The sequence below is a fragment of the Mesorhizobium sp. AR07 genome, assembly GCF_024746815.1.
Lineage (GTDB): Bacteria > Pseudomonadota > Alphaproteobacteria > Rhizobiales > Rhizobiaceae > Mesorhizobium.
The window spans coordinates 6,256,118-6,274,647 of sequence record NZ_CP080525.1 but is presented as its reverse complement, the minus strand read 5'-3'; the positions used below and the strand labels follow the sequence as shown (position 1 = coordinate 6,274,647).

The 18,530-nt window shown below is 63.3% G+C and carries 19 protein-coding genes; 15 read left to right on the top strand and 4 right to left on the bottom strand.

Translation table 11 applies throughout. From position 1 onward, the window contains the following. The first annotated feature begins 191 nt into the window (after positions 1 to 191). On the top strand, positions 192 to 911 hold the full coding sequence (locus BPNPMPFG_RS30880; RefSeq protein WP_258592331.1) for a helix-turn-helix domain-containing protein: 720 nt from the start codon (positions 192 to 194) through the stop codon (positions 909 to 911). A 204-nt stretch (positions 912 to 1,115) separates the two neighbouring features. On the opposite strand, the gene BPNPMPFG_RS30875 is transcribed toward BPNPMPFG_RS30880, so the two are convergent. The 4 genes from BPNPMPFG_RS30875 to BPNPMPFG_RS30860 are packed head-to-tail and all read right to left on the bottom strand — an operon-like array spanning position 1,116 to position 4,899. Then, positions 1,116 to 2,156 (bottom strand): heme-dependent oxidative N-demethylase family protein, encoded by a 1,041-nt coding sequence (locus BPNPMPFG_RS30875; RefSeq protein ID WP_258592330.1) that lies wholly within the window; start codon positions 2,154 to 2,156, stop codon positions 1,116 to 1,118. Between the two features lie 9 nt (positions 2,157 to 2,165). Next, complete coding sequence (locus tag BPNPMPFG_RS30870; RefSeq protein WP_258592329.1) at positions 2,166 to 3,131, bottom strand: PDR/VanB family oxidoreductase; 966 nt, start codon at positions 3,129 to 3,131, stop codon at positions 2,166 to 2,168. Beyond that, positions 3,128 to 3,724 carry a dimethylamine monooxygenase subunit DmmA family protein gene (locus BPNPMPFG_RS30865; protein WP_258592328.1) on the bottom strand — a complete coding sequence of 199 codons (597 nt, stop codon included), beginning with the start codon at positions 3,722 to 3,724 and terminating at the stop codon, positions 3,128 to 3,130. The genes BPNPMPFG_RS30870 and BPNPMPFG_RS30865 overlap by 4 nt, the downstream gene beginning before the upstream one ends. A 41-nt stretch (positions 3,725 to 3,765) precedes the next feature. Then, complete coding sequence (locus BPNPMPFG_RS30860) at positions 3,766 to 4,899, bottom strand: aminomethyl transferase family protein (RefSeq protein ID WP_258592327.1); 1,134 nt, start codon at positions 4,897 to 4,899, stop codon at positions 3,766 to 3,768. 288 nt (positions 4,900 to 5,187) lie between these two features. Between BPNPMPFG_RS30860 and BPNPMPFG_RS30855 the strand changes: the two genes are divergently transcribed. The 14 genes from BPNPMPFG_RS30855 to BPNPMPFG_RS30790 all read left to right on the top strand — a co-directional run bounded on the left by BPNPMPFG_RS30855 (position 5,188) and on the right by BPNPMPFG_RS30790 (position 18,345). Next, positions 5,188 to 5,475, top strand: coding sequence for a hypothetical protein (locus BPNPMPFG_RS30855; protein ID WP_258592326.1), 288 nt, complete (start codon positions 5,188 to 5,190; stop codon positions 5,473 to 5,475). 12 nt (positions 5,476 to 5,487) lie between these two features. Then, positions 5,488 to 5,865: a hypothetical protein gene (locus BPNPMPFG_RS30850; RefSeq protein WP_258592325.1), complete on the top strand. Its 378-nt coding sequence runs from the start codon at positions 5,488 to 5,490 to the stop codon at positions 5,863 to 5,865. Positions 5,866 to 5,879: 14 nt separating this feature from the next. Then, the gene (locus tag BPNPMPFG_RS30845) at positions 5,880 to 6,041 is read left to right on the top strand and encodes a hypothetical protein (protein ID WP_258592324.1); all 162 of its coding nucleotides are present in this window, start codon (positions 5,880 to 5,882) and stop codon (positions 6,039 to 6,041) included. Positions 6,042 to 6,054: 13 nt separating this feature from the next. Next, positions 6,055 to 7,467, top strand: coding sequence for an APC family permease (locus BPNPMPFG_RS30840; RefSeq protein ID WP_258592323.1), 1,413 nt, complete (start codon positions 6,055 to 6,057; stop codon positions 7,465 to 7,467). Positions 7,468 to 7,512: 45 nt separating this feature from the next. After that, a complete protein-coding gene (locus tag BPNPMPFG_RS30835; protein ID WP_258592322.1) occupies positions 7,513 to 8,202 on the top strand; it encodes a hypothetical protein in 690 nt (229 codons plus the stop codon). Further along, entirely contained in the window at positions 8,199 to 8,522 is a 324-nt protein-coding gene (locus BPNPMPFG_RS30830; protein ID WP_258592321.1) for a hypothetical protein, read from the top strand. The genes BPNPMPFG_RS30835 and BPNPMPFG_RS30830 overlap by 4 nt, the downstream gene beginning before the upstream one ends. 85 nt (positions 8,523 to 8,607) lie before the next feature. After that, positions 8,608 to 9,504, top strand: coding sequence for a class II glutamine amidotransferase (locus tag BPNPMPFG_RS30825; RefSeq protein WP_258592320.1), 897 nt, complete (start codon positions 8,608 to 8,610; stop codon positions 9,502 to 9,504). A 4-nt stretch (positions 9,505 to 9,508) separates the two neighbouring features. Then, positions 9,509 to 10,240 carry a GltB/FmdC/FwdC-like GXGXG domain-containing protein gene (locus BPNPMPFG_RS30820; protein ID WP_258592319.1) on the top strand — a complete coding sequence of 244 codons (732 nt, stop codon included), beginning with the start codon at positions 9,509 to 9,511 and terminating at the stop codon, positions 10,238 to 10,240. A gap of 6 nt (positions 10,241 to 10,246) precedes the next feature. Next, positions 10,247 to 11,575 (top strand): FMN-binding glutamate synthase family protein, encoded by a 1,329-nt coding sequence (locus tag BPNPMPFG_RS30815; protein ID WP_258592318.1) that lies wholly within the window; start codon positions 10,247 to 10,249, stop codon positions 11,573 to 11,575. A gap of 98 nt (positions 11,576 to 11,673) precedes the next feature. After that, on the top strand, positions 11,674 to 12,981 hold the full coding sequence (gene glnT / locus BPNPMPFG_RS30810) for a type III glutamate--ammonia ligase (RefSeq protein WP_258592317.1): 1,308 nt from the start codon (positions 11,674 to 11,676) through the stop codon (positions 12,979 to 12,981). Between the two features lie 33 nt (positions 12,982 to 13,014). Then, positions 13,015 to 14,268 carry a sarcosine oxidase subunit beta family protein gene (locus BPNPMPFG_RS30805; RefSeq protein ID WP_258592316.1) on the top strand — a complete coding sequence of 418 codons (1,254 nt, stop codon included), beginning with the start codon at positions 13,015 to 13,017 and terminating at the stop codon, positions 14,266 to 14,268. Between the two features lie 16 nt (positions 14,269 to 14,284). Continuing rightward, the gene (locus tag BPNPMPFG_RS30800; protein WP_258592315.1) at positions 14,285 to 14,560 is read left to right on the top strand and encodes a sarcosine oxidase subunit delta; all 276 of its coding nucleotides are present in this window, start codon (positions 14,285 to 14,287) and stop codon (positions 14,558 to 14,560) included. Between the two features lie 187 nt (positions 14,561 to 14,747). Then, positions 14,748 to 17,729, top strand: a complete 2,982-nt coding sequence (locus BPNPMPFG_RS30795) for a sarcosine oxidase subunit alpha (RefSeq protein WP_258592314.1) — start codon at positions 14,748 to 14,750, stop codon at positions 17,727 to 17,729. Further along, positions 17,722 to 18,345 (top strand): sarcosine oxidase subunit gamma, encoded by a 624-nt coding sequence (locus BPNPMPFG_RS30790; RefSeq protein WP_258592313.1) that lies wholly within the window; start codon positions 17,722 to 17,724, stop codon positions 18,343 to 18,345. Before BPNPMPFG_RS30795 ends, BPNPMPFG_RS30790 begins: the two co-directional genes overlap by 8 nt. Positions 18,346 to 18,530: the final 185 nt, after the last annotated feature.

Genomic DNA, 18,530 nt, shown 5'->3' with positions numbered 1-18,530 from the left:
CTTTCGTGCTGTCAACAGTTCCTGTGTCGAAACAGCGTTTCGGCTGGGAGGATTTCCAGCAAAACCTCGCACGGTAGGCGTCGGATCGGGTGCATGCGCATTCAAGCGACTTGCCGTCGCACTTGCGCTGCTGTATCGGCACCTGACATGTTCACCTAGAGTGAAATAAATCCGCGGAGCACGGGGGCGACATGGCGAACAAGATTTCCGATCCCAAGGCCGGTCCCGCTGGCGCAAAAGCCAAGCCACTGCCCAAGGTTTCAGCAGACGGAAAAACCATTCGGGCGCCACTGACGCAGAACCCGCACGCCATTCGCGACACCCGCGAAAAGGTGCTGGAGGTCGCGATCGGCCGCGAGGTGCGAGCGTTCCGCAAGAAGCTCGGCATCACCGTCGCCGATCTGGCGGTCGCCACCGACATTTCGCTGGGCATGCTGTCGAAGATCGAGAACGGCATCACCTCGCCGTCGCTGACCACCTTGCAGGCGCTGTCGCGAGCGCTCGGCGTCCCGGTCACCGCCTTCTTCCGCCGTTTCGAGGAGGAGCGCAGCGCCGTCTTCGTCAAGGCCGGCGAAGGGCTCGATGTCGAGCGTCGCGGCACGCGCGCCGGCCACCAGTACAATCTGCTCGGCCATATCGGCTCGAACACCAGCGGCGTCGTCGTCGAACCCTATCTGATCACGCTGACCGAGGATTCCGACGTGTTCCCGACCTTCCAGCACGAGGGCATGGAGTTCCTCTACATGCTTGAAGGCGAGGTCGTTTACCGGCACGGCAGCAACCTCTATCCGATGAAACCCGGCGACAGCCTGTTCTTCGATGCCGATGCCCCGCACGGACCGGAAGTGCTGACCGTGCTGCCGATGCGCTATCTCTCGATCATCTGCTATCCGCAGAACAGCGCGGGGTAAGTTGGCCAATCTCCCCCCTTGTGGGGGAGATGTCCGGCAGGGCAGAGGGGGGCGCTGTCCCGCCGACCTATCAATCGATCGCAGCTGCGACCTTAGGGGTGTTGGTGGTCTTTCGCTGGGGAGTGGGCAAGGTTGCGTTCCTTCGCGCCCCCCTCTGCCCTGTCGGGCATCTTCCCCACGAGGGGGAGATCGGCAGTTTCAGCTTCAATCCGGCCCGAATCCCGGGCTCGTCACACTCCCATCATCCAGCTTCGACAGCCATTCGACCAGCGTCGGGCGATAGCGCGTCAGGCCCTTGTAATTCGCGAGTTCGTCCGGGAGATCGCGAATTACGCGGTGCAGGCGCCGCGCCCATTTCGGCTGCGTCACCAGTTCGTCCATCTTGATCAGATAGCAGCGGATCGGAAAGACGATGCCGTTGGATCGCGGCAGCCGCCAAAAACTCTGCAGCTCGACGCGCAGATGCACCTTGTCGCCGACATTTTCGGGTGTCACCGTGGTGCGGTCAGGCCCCCATTTGTGATAATTCTCGGGGCTGGTATCGAGGCGCGGATTGATGGTCATCGTCCAGTTCAGGCGCCGTGCCGGCTTGCCTTGCTGGATGTTGGTGAGGAATTTCAGGGCGCGGGTGAAAATTCCTTTCTCATGCGCCAACGGCACCGGCGCGTGCCATTCGAAGAAGTTCATGCCGATGTCGAAATCGAGCGACCAGTCGGCCTGGGTGGTGACCATGCCGGCATCCATCCACAGATTGCCGTCGCGCTGGTCGAGGATGCAGAAATCGCCCTGGCTCTGCCGGGTGATGTACTCCATCGGCCCGCAGGGCAGCGTCGAGGTGTCGCCGAAGGTGAAGGTGTCGTCGATGCCGAGCGGCCGGTTGACCCAGCGCCAGCGGTCGCCGTCGCGGGTCAGCGTGAAATGCTCGGGATAGCCTAGCGCCTGCTGTTCCATCAGAAGTTCGAGCAGATCCCAGCCGGCCAGCGCCATGTGCGGCAGCGACTGGCAGCGCAGCGGGTCCTCGGCCAGCACCAAAGCGCGGTCCTGCATCTCGGCGACATAGTGCTCGTCGACGTCGATCAGGTTTTCCAGCACGCTGCCCTTCGGGCCAACGACATGCGGTTCGATGTTGACCGCATACATGTAGGCGTCTTCATGGAAGGGGAACGGGAACCGCCTGATGTGCTCCGGGCTGTTCTTGAAGGTGAAGTCGTCGCGGAACGTTTCCTTGCGAAAGGTGATTCCCAAGCTCGCCTCCTATCTTTCCAACACCAGCGACCGGCCTTCGAAGCGCGACACGCACGGCATGATCTTGCAGCCCGAGCGATGGTCTTCCTCGCTCAGCCAGTGGTCGTTGTGGATGAACTTGCCGTCATACGAGATGACATTGGTTTCGCACTGGCCGCAGACACCGCCACGGCAGAGATAGGGCGGATCGACGCCGGCCGCCTCGATCGCCTCGAGCAGGCTCTGCTGTTCGTCGACCCTGATCGTCTTGCCGCTGACGGCAAGCGTCACATCGAACGGCAGGCCGGGCTGGGGTGCGGCGAAATGCTCGAAATGGACGGTCTCCGACGGCCAGCCGAGGGCTGCGGCGCGGTCACGCACCCAGTTGATCATGCCTGCGGGGCCACAGACATAAAGATGCGTGCCGAGCGGCTGCAACGACAACAGGCGGTCGAGTTCGATGCGCTCGTCGCGGTCGTCGTGATAGAGCCTGATGCGACGGTCGTAGCGCTCGCGCAGCACATCGGCATAAGTGCCGAGCGAGGCGGTTCGGCAGGTGTAGTGCAGTTCGAAATTGCCGCCTTCGGCCGCCAGTTGCGCGGTCTGCGCCATGAACGGCGTGATGCCGATGCCGCCCGCCAGCATCAGGTGCTTTTTGGCGCGCAGGTCGAGCGAGAACAGGTTGACCGGATAGCTGACCACCATCTCATGACCCGGCCTGACATTCCTGTGCATGAACAGCGAGCCGCCACGCCCGACGTCGTCGCGGCGCACGCTGATCGTGTATTCGCGCGTGTCGAGCGGCGAGCCCATCAGCGAATAGGGATTGAGCCGGGTCCGCTCGCCGTCACGCATTTCAACGACGACATGGGCACCGCCGGAAAAGGTCGGCAACAGCTGCCCGTCACGGCGGCGGAAATGGAAACGGGTGACCAGATCGTTGACCGGGACGACATCGCTGACCACGACATCGAGTTTTGTTGTTCCGGTGCTCATCGAAAAATCTCCTCCATCGGAGGACTCTCCGTGCGATCTTCCGCATTGATGCAGACGCCCTGGAACGCCGCGATGCGCCTGGAATAATGATCGCGCACCAAGAGCAGCAGGCCGCAATGTGCGCAGGTCGCCGGCTGCGTCGTCACGTCTTCGGTGATGCCCTTGCAGTGGACGCACTGCATGCGGCGCGCCAGCGAGCCGCGATGCTCGGTCTCGATCGACGTGTGGTCGATGCCGGCCTCAAGCGCCACCTGCATGGCTTGGCCGATCAGCCCTTCGGTGCCGGCGAGATAGACGCGCAGGCCCATGTGCGCGTTGGTCAGCGTCTGTTTCAGCCGCGGCAAGGCGCTGGCGAAGGAAGGACCTTGATAGAACTGCGCCGGGTTCAAGGCTTCGAGCCTCGCGACGCGTTTACCGTCAGAGCCAGGAATGAAGATGATGTGGGCCCCGTCGAAAAACCCGGTCGGGGCTCTCCTGGCCATCTCCGCTATCGCCAGCGCTCCCTCCGCATCCGCCACGAACAGATGGTGCTTGCCGGGCTGTGGAGACAGGGTTCCGTAAACGGGCCGGCTGATGATGCTTTTGGCTGCCATTTAAATCTTCGTGCCTCGAACCCCTGGCTGTCGACTATGCCTCAACCTTTCGCCGTGCGCTTGGCCTTCTTGGGATCGTCGAAGGGAAGCGGCTGCGCCGTCGCCTTGATCGAACCGCTCTTGTTGCGGATCTCGAGCTTGGTGTCCTTGACCGCGCAGTCGACGTCGAGCCGGGCGATACCCATCGATTTCTTGACCAGCGGCGAAACCATGGCGCAGGTCACCACGCCGACCTTTTTGCCGTCGCGATAGACCGGCGCACCCTCGTCGGCCGGCTCCTTGCCGTCGAGCAACACGCCAAAAATCTTGAAGCGCTCCTTGCCTTTGAGGCGGTAATGCTCCTCTGCGCCGCGAAAGCCGGTCTTGCCGGGACTGACGGTGAAGTCGAGGCCGAGTTCCCACAGCGTGTCGCCAGGGCCTTCGTTCTCGAACGGATATTTCTGCGAATTGTCGTAGGGATAAAACAAGAGGTAGCTTTCGACGCGCAGCATATCGAGCGTGGTGAAACGGCACGGAATGATGCCGGCGCTCTTGCCCTCGTCGAGGATTCTGTCCCAAATCGTGCCGGCATCCTGGCCACGGCAGAAGATCTCGTAGCCGCGCTCACCGGTGTAGCCGGTGCGCGAAATCATCACAGGCAGGCCGAACAGCTGCGTCTGCATGTGATGGAAGTAGTTGAGGTCGCGAATGCCAGGCACATGCTTGGCCAGATAGTCGACCGATGTCGGACCCTGCAGCGACAGGTCGTGCAGATTGTCGTCGAAGCGCAAGGAGACGTCGCGCCCTACGGACGCGCGCTGCAACTCCTCGTGGCCGGTGCCCGAGCCATGCACGACCATCCAGGCGTTCGGTCCGGTACGATAGAGAATGCAGTCGTCAGTGAATTTTCCCGCCTCGTTCAGCATGCAGGCATAGGCCGACTTGCCGGGATAGATCTTCTCGACATCGCGTGTCGTCGCCAGATCGATCAGGTGCGAGGCGTGCGGCCCGGTGATATGGACCTTCTTGAGGCCCGAAACATCCATCAGGCCGGCCTTGGTGCGGATGGCGATGTACTCTTCGTCGGCATCCTTGTCGTAGGTCCAGGCGGTTCCCATGCCGCTCCAGTCTTCGAGCTTCGAACCTAGCGCGCGATGGCGATCCGCCAGGGTCGAAAATCTCCAGGATGCCGTCATCCGCTCGTCCTCCGTTTCGAAAATCTTTTTGCTGTTCCCTGCCCCCTGCGTAGCGGCGGGAGCGTTGGCCGAATATTGACCGCAAACATTCGGGCGCCGCAATACCCATAAGAAATTAATTTCATTGTCAGGCAAAATCCGTTGCATGAAGCAAACGCTTAACGTCACGTAAATTCGGCTTGACAATTGCGGAATTCGGACAGAACTTATGAAAAAAATTTCACTCTCTTGAAAGAGAGCGGCGGGCGGTGGATTCGGAACCGGACGTCGGGAAAAGGGGAAAAACCGATGTCAGACATGCAGCAGCGCATCGAAGCGCTGTATCGCTCCGACGTGCGCGGAGCCGCGCTCCTGATCGTCTGCCTGTGGGCAACGATCCTCTTCGTTCTCTTCATGACGTGGCCATACATCCCGCACAGCGGCATCAAGGCCGTCGTCGCCATCGCTGCTACCGCCGTGCTGATCTTCAACACGGCTGCCATTCTGGCGATGGTCAATCACTACAAGGAAGACAAGGACTTCATCTACGGGCTCGATATCAAGAACGCCGACGCGTTTCGCAACCGCAAGTCCTGAGGGGTAGAAGAGATGTCGCGTTACACACCGCCGGAGCAAGGCAAGGCCGGGCAGATTTTCGATATCGTCGTCGTCGTCGTCGCCATTTTCGTGGCGCTGTGGCTGCCGCTCAAGATGGGCCTCGCCGGTGCGGCGAAATCCATCGACGCACTCGACGCCAAGACCTGGGAAGCGCTCGGCCAGAACCCGACCATGGCGTCGATCTGGGAGAAGCTCGGCTACACGCCCGAGACCGCGCACGACATCATTCAGAACCGCTTCCACTATGTCATCGACTGGCCAACGCTGATCATCATGGCTGCGGTGCTGATCGGTTATTTCGTCTTCCTGTTTCGCGCATCCGACCGCGAATATCGTGACGTCATCAACGAAAAATTCGACGACAAGTAATCCGGGGCACGATCATGTGGATAGCACTCTCTTACGCATGCTGGGGCATCTCGATCGTGCTCGCTTTGTGGATGCTCTACGACTGGTTCAGGGTCGATACGACCTTCTCCGAAGAGGTGCTGACCTCGTCGCGCGAAGGCGAACTGGAAGCCGCGTCCGAAAAACACCGGATCTGAGTGGGGATGAACAATGACGATCACGGTTGAACCGGCAGTACAAGGCGAACCGGCAGTACAAGGCGACAGGGTTTCACTACTCAGGGTGCTCGGCCCGGCCCATGTCTGGGCGCTCGGCGTCGGCATCGTGCTGGTCGGCGAATTCACCGGCTGGAATTTTGCCGCCGACAAGGGCGGCGCACTCGCCGCGCTGATCGTCTGCTGGGTCGTCGGATTGCTCTACACCTCGGTCGCGATGATCGATTCCGAGGTGACATCGACCGTCGCCGCCGCCGGCGGCCAATATGCGCAGGCCAAGCACATTGTCGGACCGCTGATGGCGTTCAATGTCGCGCTGTTCCTGGTCTTTGCCTACACGATGCTCGAAGTGTCCGACGCCATCCTGCTTGGCGACACCATCGTCGCCAAGGCTGGGGTCGAAGGGCTCACCCACAATTCCTTCATCGCCGCCACCATCGTCGTGCTGGCGTGGCTGAACTACCGTGGCGTGTTGATGACGCTGAACGTCAACTTCGTCATCACCGCGATCGCCTATGTCTCGATCGTCATCCTGTTCTTTTCGGTCAGCCCGTGGACGCAGGGCGCGGTGCTGAAGCTCAACGAGCTGGTCACTCCCGGCAACGCCCTGCCCTATGGCTGGATCGGCGTCATAGCCGCCTTCCAGTTCGGCATCTGGTACTATCTCGGCATCGAGGGCACCACGCAGGCGGCCGAGGAAGTGCGCTCACCGGCCCGCTCGCTGCCCTATGGCACGATGGCCGGCATGATCACGCTTTTGATCGCCGCCGCCATGACCTGGTATGTCTGCGCCTCGCTGATGCCTTGGGAATATCTCGGCATCACCTATTACCCGCTCTGGGACGCCGGCAAGCTGACCGGCAGCCCCCTGCTTGAAAACCTTTTGTTCGTCGCCACGCTGCTTGCGGCATTGGCCTCCGCCAATGGCTGCATCAACGACGCGGCGCGCGCCTGGTTCTCGCTCGGCCGCGACCGCTATCTGCCGACCTGGTTCTCGGCCGTGCATCCGAAATATCGCACGCCCTATCGCTCGATCCTGTTCCTGTTGCCGATCGCGCTGGCCTTCGCCTTCATCGCCGACCTCAACCAGGCGATCACCTTCTCGATCCTGTCGGGCGTGCTGCAATACACGTTCATGAGCATCAACATTATCATGTTCAGGAAGAAATGGCCGCTCGGCTCGATCCGCCGCGGCTACACGCACCCCTTTCATCCGATCCCGGCCATCGTGCTGTTCTGCCTGTGCGTGGTCACCTTCTTCGCCATCTTCCTCGGCTTCGGCTCGCAGCTGATCGCCATGGTCGCCTTCTATTTCCTGATCTCGCTGTGGTTCCATTTCTACCGCTACAAATTCGTGCGCCGCGGCGATCAGTTCACCATGCCGTGGCCGAAGCCTCAGGGTTATTGATGGGAGTAGGCCCGTCCGACCCCCGGACGGGCCTGGCATGACAATATGTCCGAGGTGACGTCAGTACTGCTTGCCGGGGCAATGGTCCTCGCCCTCGTCCTTCACCTTGCCTGGCTGGCGCGCGCCAGCCGCAACAGGGCTGCGGCGGCGCTCGCCATCGACCTTGCCAGCATCCGCACCGTCATTGCCGACGCAGCCGATGTCTCGGACGGCACCGCCGGTGTCATCACCTGGGAAGGGTCATGGAACGGCCGGCGCGTCCAACTGCGCACCATCGTCGACACGCTGGCGACGAGAAAACTCCCGGCGCGCTGGCTGTCGGTCTCGATCACGGAAAAAGTCGCCGTGCCCGGCACCTTCGACATGATGATGCGGCCGGGCTCGCCGACGACATTCTCGAACTTCGATCATCTCGACCATACGCTGCCGAAGCGTTCCGCATTTCCGGCCGAGGCCGTGGCGCGGACGGATCGCAAAGGCGTACGCTTCCCGCTGGAGACCATCGCCAGTCACCTCGGGATATTTGCCGAAGGACGCGCCAAGGAACTGCTGATCACGCCCAAGGGTGTACGGATCGTCTGGCTGTTGGCCGAGGCCGAGCGGGCGCGTTACGGCGTCTTCAGGCAAGCCGAATTTGGTGATTCGACACTCGATCCAGCGCTGATCGAGAGACTGCTGGTGTCGGTGTCGGCGCTTCGTGACGCCATCAACAGAAACGAACGGCAAGCCGCATGACCAGTTCCGCCACAGCGCCTCCCAACCCGTATCTGATTCTCGGCGCGGCAATCGTGCTGCCGGCAAGCGGACACGTCATTCTCGGCGTGCCGGTGCGCGGCCTGCAGTTTCTTTTCTTCATGGTGATCCTGGCGTGGGTCACCGCCAAGATCGCACCACCCGACGCCAGCTTCGTCGGCCGTCATGCCGGCGGCTTCCTGATCTATGCGCTGTCGATCCTCGACGCCTACAGAATAGCCCGCATCCGCACCGCCAAATGGGTTCACAATGCCCGGCGAGACAACGATAGTGCGCGAGGCGGCATTGAGACGCATACGTAACTAGAGGAAAATTTTTTTCATGTGATTGAATTCGAGAGACTCATTCGATACATCATCTCAGAGCTACAAACACCGGGAGGCTGACATGTGTGGAATTGTCGGACTGTTTTTGAAGGACAAGTCGCTGGAACCCCAGTTGGGCTCCATGCTGTCGCAGATGCTGATCTCGCTCAGCGATCGGGGTCCAGACAGCGCCGGCATCGCCATCTATGGCGCGCCTTCCAAAAATGAGGCCAAGATCACCATCCAGTCGGCCAAGCCGGATCGCGATTTCCGCGGCCTCGAGGCCGAACTCGCCAAGGCCATCGGCACGCCGGTGACGATCGCGGTGAAATCCACCCACGCCGTGGTCAGGACCACGCCCGCCAAGATCGACGAGGCGCGCGAGGCGATCCAGACGCTGCGCCCCGACATCCGGATCATGGGCGCCGGCGACGTGGTCGAAATCTACAAGGAGGTCGGCCTGCCGGAGGCGGTCGTCGATCGCTTCGACGTTCGCAGCATGACCGGCACGCATGGCATCGGCCATACCCGCATGGCGACGGAATCGGCGGTGACGACGATGGGCGCGCATCCGTTCTCGACCGGCGCCGACCAGTGCCTGGTGCACAATGGCTCACTGTCCAACCACAACAATGTCCGCCGCGAGTTGATCCGCGAAGGCATGACCTTCGAGACCGAGAACGACACCGAGGTGGCGGCCGCCTATCTCTCGTCGCAGATGGCGCATGGCAAGAATCTGGGCGAAGCGCTGGAAGGCACGCTCTCCGACCTCGACGGCTTCTTCACCTTCGTCGTCGGCACCAAGAACGGCTTCGGCGTGGTGCGCGACCCGATCGCCTGCAAGCCCGCCGTGATGGCCGAGACCGACCAGTATGTCGCCTTCGGCTCGGAATACCGCGCGCTGACCAAACTGCCCGGCATAGACAACGCGAGGGTCTGGGAACCCGAGCCCGCAACCGTCTATTTCTGGGAGCATTGAGTTCATGCCAGCAACCAAGCTTTCGAAGACGGCGGCGCACGATCACGCCTCTCGGGTCTTCGATCTCGATCAGATGTCGTTGCGCGAGCTCAATCAGGCTCTGCACAATCTGGCCCCCGGCTCGAATGAAACGGCGTGGGAAGTCCTCAACCCGAAAGGCAACCATTCGGTCGCCGTCGGCGTCGACCAGCCTGTTACCATCGATGTGCGCGGCAGCGTCGGCTATTATTGCGGCGGCATGAATTCCGGCAGCACCATCACCGTGCATGGTTCAGCGGGACCCGGCGTGGGCGAAAACATGATGTCGGGCTCCATCACCATCAAAGGCGATGCCAGCCAGTATGCCGGCGCCACCGGCAAGGGCGGCCTGCTGGTCATCGAGGGCAATGCCTCGTCGCGCTGCGGCATTTCGATGAAGGGCATCGACATCGTCGTGCATGGCAATATTGGCCATATGTCGGCCTTCATGGCGCAGTCAGGCAATCTGGTGGTGCTGGGCGATGCCGGCGATGCGCTGGGCGATTCCATCTACGAGGCGCGGCTGTTCGTGCGCGGTAAGGTCGACAGCTTGGGGGCCGACTGCATCGCCAAGGAGATGCGGGCCGAACATCTTGACTTGCTGCAAGGCCTGCTCGACCGCGCCGGCGTCACCGGCGTCAAGCCGTCGGACTTCAAGCGTTACGGCTCGGCGCGCACGCTCTACAATTTCAATATCGACAACGCCGATGCGTATTGAGGCAGCATGACCTACAGGAACCCGCCGACGACGCCGCGCAAATCCGCGACCTTCGACGACTACACGCTTTCTGAAATCCGCCGCGCCGCGGCGACCGGCATCTACGACATCCGTGGTGCCGGCGCCAAGCGCAAGCTGCCGCATTTCGACGACCTGCTGTTCCTCGGCGCCTCGATCTCGCGCTATCCGCTCGAAGGTTATCGCGAGCGCTGCGACACCAGCGTGGTGCTCGGTTCGCGCCATGCCAAGAAGCCGATCGAACTGAAGATCCCGATCACCGTCGCCGGCATGAGCTTCGGCTCGCTATCCGGCCCGGCCAAGGAAGCGCTCGGGCGCGGCGCGACCCTGTCGGGCACATCGACCACGACCGGCGATGGCGGCATGACCGAGGAGGAGCGCGGTCATTCCAAGACGCTGGTCTATCAATACCTGCCGTCGCGCTACGGCATGAATTTGCGCGACTTGCGCCGCGCCGATGCCATCGAGGTCGTCGTCGGCCAGGGCGCCAAGCCGGGCGGCGGCGGCATGCTGCTCGGCCAGAAGATTTCCGACCGCGTCGCCGAAATGCGCACGCTGCCGAAGGGCATCGACCAGCGCTCGGCCTCGCGTCACCCCGACTGGACCGGGCCCGACGATCTCGAGATCAAGATCCTCGAGCTGCGCGAAATCACCGACTGGGAAAAGCCGATCTACGTCAAGGTCGGTGGCGCCCGCCCCTATTACGACACCGCGCTTGCGGTGAAGGCCGGCGCCGATGTCGTCGTCGTCGACGGCATGCAAGGCGGCACCGCCGCCACGCAGGAAGTGTTCATCGAAAATGTCGGCCAGCCGACGCTCGCCTGCATCAGGCCGGCGGTGCAGGCGCTGCAGGATCTCGGCATGCACCGCAAGGTGCAGCTGATCGTCTCCGGCGGCATCCGCAACGGCGCCGATGTCGCGAAAGCGCTGGCGCTGGGCGTCGATGCCGTCTCCATCGGCACGGCCGCCTTGGTCGCGCTCGGCGACAACGATCCGCGCTGGGAGGCGGAGTACAACGAGCTCGGCACCACCGCCGGCGCCTATGACGACTGGCACGAGGGCCGCGACCCGGCCGGTATCACCACGCAGGACCCGGAACTGATGAAGCGGGTCGACCCGGTCGCCGCCGGACGCCGGCTGGCGAACTACCTCAAGGTGATGACGCTGGAAGCTCAGACCATTGCGCGCGCCTGCGGCAAGAACAGCCTGCACAATCTCGAACCCGAGGACCTCGTCGCGCTGACGATCGAGGCAGCCGCCATGGCCGGCATTCCGCTGGCCGGCACCAACTGGATACCGGGGAAGAACGGCTTCTAGAGCATGATCCCGAAAAGTGGAATCCGGTTTTCGGAAAAGATCATGCTCGAAACAAGAGATTAAGACATCACCAAAAATACCATAAGCGAGGAACTATAATGGGGAACGATCTCGCCGCATTCGCCAAAGAGAACGGCGTCAAATATTTCATGATTTCCTACACCGACCTGTTCGGTGGCCAGCGTGCCAAGCTGGTGCCGGCGCAAGCCATCGCCGACATGCAGAAGGACGGGGCCGGCTTTGCCGGGTTCGCCACCTGGCTCGATCTCACGCCGGCACATCCCGACATGCTGGCGGTGCCGGATCCGGATTCGGTGATCCAATTGCCGTGGAAACCGGAAGTCGCCTGGGTCGCAGCCAACTGCATCATGGACGACAAGGAAGTCGACCAGGCGCCGCGCAACACGCTGAACCGGCTGATCGCCGAGGCCGCCAGCGACGGCATGCATGTCAAGACCGGCGTCGAGGCCGAATTCTTCCTGATCTCGCCGGACGGCAAGACGATCTCTGACGAATACGATACCGCGTCGAAGCCCTGCTACGACCAGCAAGCGGTGATGCGCCGCTACGATGTCATCGCCGAGATCTGCGACCACATGCTGGCACTCGGCTGGGGCGCCTACCAGAACGACCACGAGGATGCCAACGGCCAGTTCGAGATGAACTGGGCCTTCGATGACGCGCTGGCCACCGCCGACAAGCACTCTTTCTTCAAGTTCATGGTCAAGTCGGTGGCCGAGAAGCATGGCCTGCGCGCGACTTTCATGCCCAAACCCTTCCAGGGCCTGACAGGTAATGGCTGCCATGCCCATATCTCGGTGTGGGACAAGGCCGGCAAGACCAACGTCTTCGCCGACAATTCGATGGAGCTCGGCCTGTCGGCCAAGGGCAAGAATTTCCTCGGCGGCATCATGAAGCATGCTTCCGCGCTGGCCGCGATCACCAACCCGACGGTCAATTCCTACAAGCGCATCAACGCACCGCGCACCATTTCGGGCGCGACCTGGGCACCGAACACGGTGACCTGGACCGGCAACAACCGCACCCACATGGTGCGTGTGCCAGGCCCCGGCCGCTTCGAACTGCGCCTGCCCGACGGCGCGGCCAATCCTTATCTCCTGCAGGCAGTCATCATCGCCGCCGGCCTTGACGGCATCCGGTCGAAGGCCGATCCCGGCAAGCGCTACGACATCGACATGTATCAGCACGGCCATACCGTGAAGGGTGCGCCGAAGCTGCCGCTCAACCTGCTCGACGCGTTGCGCGAGTTCGACAAGGACAAATCGCTGAAGGCGGCGCTGGGTGAGGAATTCTCGTCGGCCTATCTAAAGCTGAAGCACCAGGAATGGAATTCCTATGCTTCGCACTTCACGCAATGGGAGCGCGACCACACGCTGGACATCTGACCAGCACGAGGCGAGCGATCCCGGAATGACCCGATGAAATACTCCATCTTCTCGCTCGCCCGCGCCGCCCTGTCGGGCCACAAGACCTGGCAGCGCACCTGGCGCGACGCCACGCCGAAGGATCGCTACGACGTGGTGATCATCGGCGGCGGCGGCCATGGCCTGGCCACCGCCTGGTTCCTCGCCAGCGAGTACGGCATCAAAAATGTCGCCGTGCTGGAAAAGGGCTGGATCGGCTCCGGCAATGCCGGCCGCAACACCACCATCATCCGCTCCAATTACGGCCTGCCCGGCAACACCGGCTTCTACGAATTATCGATGAAGCTGTGGGAGCGGATGGAGCAGGACCTCAACTACAACACGATGGTCAGCCAGCGCGGCGTCCTCAACCTCTATCACTCCGACGCGCAGCGCGACGCCTATGCGCGGCGCGGCAACACCATGCGCATCAATGGCATCGATGCCGAACTGCTCGACCTCGCCGCGGTCAGGAAGATGATACCGTTCCTGAACTTCGACAATGCCCGCTTTCCGGTGCAAGGCGGGCTCCTGCAGCGACGTGGCGGCACGGCGCGCCACGATGCCGTGGTCTGGGGCTATGCCCATGCGGCGAGCGCGCTCGGCGTCGACATCATCCAGAACTGCGAGGTGTCAGGTTTTACTCGCGATGCCAACGGCAAGGTGACCGGCGTCGAGACCTCGCGCGGCAAGATCGGCGCCGGCAAGGTCGGCATGGCGGTCGCCGGCAGTTCGTCGCGGGTCGCCGCGATGGCAGGGCTCCGCCTGCCGATCGAGAGCCATGTGCTGCAGGCCTTCGTCTCCGAGGCGATCAAGCCGCTCATCCCTGGTGTGATGACCTTCGGTGCCGGACATTTCTACGTCAGCCAGTCCGACAAGGGCGGCCTCGTCTTCGGCGGTGACATCGACGGCTACAATTCCTACGCCCAGCGCGGCAACATGCCTGTCATGGAAGACGTCTGCGAGGGCGGCATGGCGCTGATGCCGATGATCGGCCGCGTGCGCCTGCTGCGCCAGTGGGGTGGCATCATGGACATGTCGATGGACGGTTCGCCGATCATCGACAAGACGCCGGTCGACGGGCTCTACCTCAACGCCGGCTGGTGCTATGGCGGCTTCAAGGCGACGCCGGGATCAGGGCTTGTCTTTGCCCATCTTCTGGCCCGCGACACGCCTCACGAAGAGGCCGCACGGTTCCGCCTCGACCGCTTCCGGACTGGCGCAATGATCGACGAAAAGGGCCAGGGCGCCCAACCGAACCTTCACTGAGGACAGCCGGGAAACCATGCGCATTGTCTGTCCCTTCTGCGGCGAACGCGAACTTGGCGAGTTCACCTATCTCGGCGACGCCAAGCCGGTGCGGCCGGCGGCCGGCGCCTCGGAGGACGAGGTCTTCGACTATGTCTATCTGCGCGACAATGTCGCCGGCGAAACCAGCGAATACTGGTACCATGGTGGTGGCTGCCGCGCCTGGCTGAAGGTCAGCCGCAACACGCTGACGCATGAGATTTCTTCGGTTGAGCCGGCCGCAGGTGCTGGGGCGAGGCAGGCCGCGAAATGAGTTTTCCTGTCCAAGTCAGCGCCGCCGCGAAGATCGCCAAGCCCCTACCTCCCCCTTGTGGGGAGGTCGGACCGCAGGTCCGGGTGGGGGTCGGCGCCGCACCCCCACCCCGCTGCTTCGCAGCGACCCTCCCCGCAAGGGGGAGGGTAAAGGGCAGCGCGACGCTCTTGCATGAGGGCCGGCAATCGTGACCTCCAGCCAATCCCATCGCCTCACATCCGGCGGCCTGATTGACCGCTCGAAGCCGCTGACCTTCCGCTTCGACGGCAAGACTTTCTCCGGCTTCCAGGGCGACACGCTGGCGTCGGCGCTGATCGCCAATGGCGTCAAGCTGGTCGGTCGCTCGTTCAAATACCATCGCCCGCGCGGCATCCTGACCGCCGGCTCGGAAGAGCCCAACGCGCTGGTCGAATTGCGCACCGGCGCGCGACGCGAGCCGAACACCAAGGCGACGACGGCAGAGCTTTATGAAGGGCTCGATGCCGCCAGCCAGAACCGCTGGCCGTCGCTGCGCCACGATGTGATGTCGGTCAACCAGCTGTTCGCGCCGATCTTCGTCGCCGGCTTCTACTACAAGACCTTCATGTGGCCGGCCAAATTCTGGGAAGCCATCTACGAACCGGCGATCCGCCGCGCCGCCGGTCTGGGCCGCGCGGCGGGCGTTGCCGATCCCGACCACTACGACAAGGCGTGGGCGCATTGCGATGTGCTGATCGCCGGCTCCGGTGCGACCGGCTTGGCCGCCGCATTGGCTGCCGGCCGCAGCGGCGCCCGCGTCATCCTGTGCGAGGAGGACTTTTCGCTCGGCGGCCGCCTGCTGTCGGATGGCGGCATCATCGATGGAATGCCGGCAGCCGAATGGCTTTCACGGACTCTGGCCGAACTCAGTTCGCTGCCAGACGTCCGCATCATGACCCGAACGACGCTGTTCGGCGTCTATGACGGCGGCACCTATGGCGCGATCGAGCGGGTCAACGACCACCTGCTCTCGCCGCCCGAGCATCAGGTGCGCCAGCGGCTGTGGCGGATCGTGGCCAAACGCTGCGTGGTCGCGGCCGGCGCCATCGAACGGCCGATCGTCTTTGCCGGCAACGACACGCCCGGCGTGATGATGGCGTCCGCCATGCGGACCTATGTCGCGCGCTATGCGGCCACACCGGCAAAACGCATCGCGCTGTTCACCAACAATGAGGATGGCTGGCGCACGGTCGAGACGGCGCTTGGCGCGGGACTGCAGATCGCGGCGGTCATCGACGCGCGGCCTGACGTGTCGCCTGCCCATCGTTCCCTCGCCTCGAAGGGCGGTTTCCCCGTGCTGCACGGTTCCGTCAGCGGCGTCGATGGCGGCAAGGACGGTGTGCGGAAAATAGCGGTGTCGCTGACCGGTGGCGCGCGCGCCGAAGTCGAGGCCGGCGGGCTTGCCGTTTCCGGCGGCTGGAACCCGGCTGTCGGGCTGACCTCCTACCATCGTGGCCGGCCGAAATGGCGTGACGATATCGCCGCCTTCGTGCCTGACGGCGCCCCGCCCGGCATGGTCGCCGCCGGTGCTGCCAACGGCGCCTTCGGGCTTGGCGCCTGCCTGGCCGAAGGGTTTGCCGCGGGCGGGGCAGCCGCGCTTGATGCCGGGCGCAGCGGCAAGGCAGGCACGGCGCCTGTCGCCGATAGCGAAGCCTTCTCGCTCACACCGCTCTGGCACGTCGCCGGAAAGGGAAAAGCATTTGTCGATTACCAACATGACGTCACCGCCTCTGACATCGAGCTGGCGCAACGCGAAGGCTTTGAATCGGTCGAGCATCTGAAGCGTTACACGACGCTCGGCATGGCCACCGACCAGGGCAAAACCTCGAATGTCGCCGGCCTCGCCATCATGGCCGCGGTCAGCGGCCGATCCATTCCCGAGACCGGCACCACGATCTACCGCCCACCCTATGTGCCGGTCGCGATCGGCGCCTTTGCCGGTCATCACCGCGACGAGACGTTCCACGCGACGCGGCTGACGCCGTCGCATCATTGGGCGGCGGAACAGGGTGCTGTCTTCGTCGACACCGGCCTGTGGAAGCGCGCGCAATGGTATCCGCGCACCGGCGAGAAGGACTGGCTGGAATCGGTCACCCGTGAGGTCAAGGCGGTGCGCGGCGGCGTCGGCTTCTGCGATGTCTCGACGCTCGGCAAGATCGACGTGCACGGCCCGGATGCCGGTGCCTTCCTCGACCGCGTCTACATCAACACCTTCTCTAACCTCGCCGTCGGCAAGGCCCGCTATGGGCTGATGCTGCGCGAGGATGGCATCGTCTATGACGACGGCACCACGTCGCGGCTGGCCGAGGATCACTATTTCCTGACGACCACGACGGCCAAGGCCGGACTTGTTATGCAGCATCTCGAATTCTGCAGGCAGGTGCTGTTTCCCGAACTCGATGTGCAGTTGACCTCGGTCTCCGACCAGTGGGCGCAATTCTCGATCGCCGGGCCGAAGACGCGGGACTTGCTCAGGGAGATTGTCGATCCGGCCGAGGACCTGTCCAACGAAGGCTTTCCGTTCATGGGCGCGCGCGAAGTCGCGCTTCGCGGCGGCATCAAGGCGCGGCTGTTCCGCATCTCCTTCTCCGGCGAAATGGCATTCGAGATTTCGGTGCCGGCACGCTTCGGCGACGCCATGGCACGCAATCTGATGCTGGCCGGCGCGCTATTCGGCGTCACGCCCTACGGCACCGAGGCGCTCGGTGTCATGCGCGTCGAAAAGGGCCACATCGCCGGACCGGAATTGAGCGGCACGACCACCGCGGCCGATCTTGGTCTCGGCAAGATGATGTCGACCAAGAAGGATTTTATCGGCCGCGTCATGGCCGGCCGCGAGGCGCTGGTTGCTCCGGACCGCCAGGTGGTGGTCGGCATCAAGCCAGTCGACAAGGCACGCCGCTTGCGCTCCGGCGCGCACATCATCCCGAAGGGCCAGGCACCCGGACCGGGCAACGACCAGGGCTATGTCACCTCGGTCTGCTTCTCGCCGACATCAGATCAGTGGATCGGGCTCGGCCTTGTCGAACGTGGCCGCGAACGCATCGGCGAGATCGTCCATGCGCACGACCCGCTGCGCGGCGAGGACTATGATGTCGAGCTGTGCAATCCCGTCTTCTACGATCCGGATGGAGGGCGCCAGCGTGGCTGAGTTTTCCTGGGTTACTCGCAGTCCGCTGGAGCATGCACTTGTCACCGGCGCGCATGGTGCGCGCGGCGTCGAGGCCGGCGTGTCGCTGACGGAAGTCCGCAATTTCGACCTGATCCAGGTGATGGCGCGGCGCGGCAAAGCGACAGAGCTGGCAAGGGCGACCGAGACCCGTTTCGGCATTCCTGCCCCGGATGCGCCCAAGGCGGTGCAATCTCAGGACGCCACGCTGATCTGGTCCGGGCCGGATCAGGTCTTCGTCCTGTCGAAGGGCGGCAGGCATACGATGGGCACGCTGGCGCCGGCATTGTCCGGCCCCGCCTCGCTGTCGGACCAGTCGCACGCCCGCGCCCTGATCAGCATCTCGGGCGCCAAGGCACGCGCCATGCTGGCCAAGCTGTCGTCGATCGACCTGCATCCGGCGGCATTCCCGGTTGGAGCGGCTGCCGCGACCTCGATGGACCACACCAGCATCGCGCTCTGGCGCGGTGGCGACCGGCCGGATGGGCAGGCAGTTTTCAACCTTCTGGTGTTCGCGACCTTCGCCGAAAGCCTGTGGCACACGATGCTTGACGCGGCTGCGGAATATGGGGTGACGATCACGCATTCGGAGGAATGATGGCTTCCAGTTTTTGCTGAGGGCGGCCAATTCCGGATCTCGGCGCTGCCCCTCATCTGCCTGCCGGCATCTTCTCCCCGTATAGCGACGGGGAGAAGGGGCTGGCCGCAACCCCGGCCCCCTTTTTGCAACGCCCGTGATTGGCGAAACGGTCGATGAGAGCACCCCTCGCCCCGTTTACGGGG

What these genes read in the sequence shown, in the direction of transcription:
- BPNPMPFG_RS30880 (WP_258592331.1), top strand. Translation starts at nt 192, where the DNA reads ATGGCGAACAAGATTTCCGATCCCAAGGCCGGTCCCGCTGGCGCAAAA.
- BPNPMPFG_RS30870 (WP_258592329.1), bottom strand. Translation starts at nt 3,131, where the DNA reads ATGAGCACCGGAACAACAAAACTCGATGTCGTGGTCAGCGATGTCGTC.
- BPNPMPFG_RS30865 (WP_258592328.1), bottom strand. Translation starts at nt 3,724, where the DNA reads ATGGCAGCCAAAAGCATCATCAGCCGGCCCGTTTACGGAACCCTGTCT.
- BPNPMPFG_RS30860 (WP_258592327.1), bottom strand. Translation starts at nt 4,899, where the DNA reads ATGACGGCATCCTGGAGATTTTCGACCCTGGCGGATCGCCATCGCGCG.
- BPNPMPFG_RS30855 (WP_258592326.1), top strand. Translation starts at nt 5,188, where the DNA reads ATGTCAGACATGCAGCAGCGCATCGAAGCGCTGTATCGCTCCGACGTG.
- BPNPMPFG_RS30850 (WP_258592325.1), top strand. Translation starts at nt 5,488, where the DNA reads ATGTCGCGTTACACACCGCCGGAGCAAGGCAAGGCCGGGCAGATTTTC.
- BPNPMPFG_RS30845 (WP_258592324.1), top strand. Translation starts at nt 5,880, where the DNA reads ATGTGGATAGCACTCTCTTACGCATGCTGGGGCATCTCGATCGTGCTC.
- BPNPMPFG_RS30840 (WP_258592323.1), top strand. Translation starts at nt 6,055, where the DNA reads ATGACGATCACGGTTGAACCGGCAGTACAAGGCGAACCGGCAGTACAA.
- BPNPMPFG_RS30835 (WP_258592322.1), top strand. Translation starts at nt 7,513, where the DNA reads ATGTCCGAGGTGACGTCAGTACTGCTTGCCGGGGCAATGGTCCTCGCC.
- BPNPMPFG_RS30830 (WP_258592321.1), top strand. Translation starts at nt 8,199, where the DNA reads ATGACCAGTTCCGCCACAGCGCCTCCCAACCCGTATCTGATTCTCGGC.
- BPNPMPFG_RS30825 (WP_258592320.1), top strand. Translation starts at nt 8,608, where the DNA reads ATGTGTGGAATTGTCGGACTGTTTTTGAAGGACAAGTCGCTGGAACCC.
- BPNPMPFG_RS30820 (WP_258592319.1), top strand. Translation starts at nt 9,509, where the DNA reads ATGCCAGCAACCAAGCTTTCGAAGACGGCGGCGCACGATCACGCCTCT.
- BPNPMPFG_RS30815 (WP_258592318.1), top strand. Translation starts at nt 10,247, where the DNA reads ATGACCTACAGGAACCCGCCGACGACGCCGCGCAAATCCGCGACCTTC.
- glnT (WP_258592317.1), top strand. Translation starts at nt 11,674, where the DNA reads ATGGGGAACGATCTCGCCGCATTCGCCAAAGAGAACGGCGTCAAATAT.
- BPNPMPFG_RS30805 (WP_258592316.1), top strand. Translation starts at nt 13,015, where the DNA reads ATGAAATACTCCATCTTCTCGCTCGCCCGCGCCGCCCTGTCGGGCCAC.
- BPNPMPFG_RS30800 (WP_258592315.1), top strand. Translation starts at nt 14,285, where the DNA reads ATGCGCATTGTCTGTCCCTTCTGCGGCGAACGCGAACTTGGCGAGTTC.